Annotated in this window: 1 protein-coding gene; it reads right to left on the bottom strand. The window is 69.0% G+C overall.

What is annotated here, in order from left to right; genetic code table 11:
• Positions 1 to 616: RNA-guided endonuclease InsQ/TnpB family protein (locus tag ACTWQR_RS55945; protein WP_443235047.1), on the bottom strand; the 616-nt coding region annotated here is incomplete at both ends.

Genomic DNA, 616 nt, shown 5'->3' with positions numbered 1-616 from the left:
CGTACCAGGCAGCCTTGTACTCCAGCATCGAGCGGAACTCGCCCCAGCTCGCGTCCGAGATGGCCCGGGCGAGGGTGTGGTTTTTGACCATGGTGCGCACGGTCAGGTCCTCGATCACGAGCGTTTGATTGTCACGCACGAGACCAGTGGTCAGCTTGTGGAGCATGTCCCGGCGCCGGTCGGCAATCCGGGCGTGGATTGTGGCGACCTTGCGCCGGGCTTTACGGCGGTTGGGTCCGTCGCCCTTGGCCGTGCGGGACAGCCCCCGCTGAGCCTTGGCCAGCCGGGCGCGGTCGCGGCGCTCGTGCCGGGGGTTGGCGATCTTCTCACCGGTGGACAGGGTCAGCAGGTGGTTGAGGCCGACATCGATTCCGATGGCGCGGTCGGTGGCGGGGAGCGGTGTGACGTGGGGGTCCTCGCACAGCAGCGAGACGTACCAGCGTCCGGCCGCGTCCTGCGACACGGTCACCGTGGACGGCTTCACCCCCGCGGGCAGCGGCCGGGACCACACGATGTCCAGCGGGTCCGCCATCTTCGCCAGGGTCAGCCGGCCGTCGCGGAAGCGGAACCCGCTGGTGGTGTACTCCGCCGACTTCCGCGATGTCTTGCGCGACTT

Origin of the sequence: Streptomyces sp. 2A115 (genome assembly GCF_052245575.1) — a bacterium.
Lineage (GTDB): Bacteria > Actinomycetota > Actinomycetes > Streptomycetales > Streptomycetaceae > Streptomyces.
Note: the sequence above shows the minus strand (reverse complement) of the source record. Positions and strands in the feature narration are given on the sequence as shown.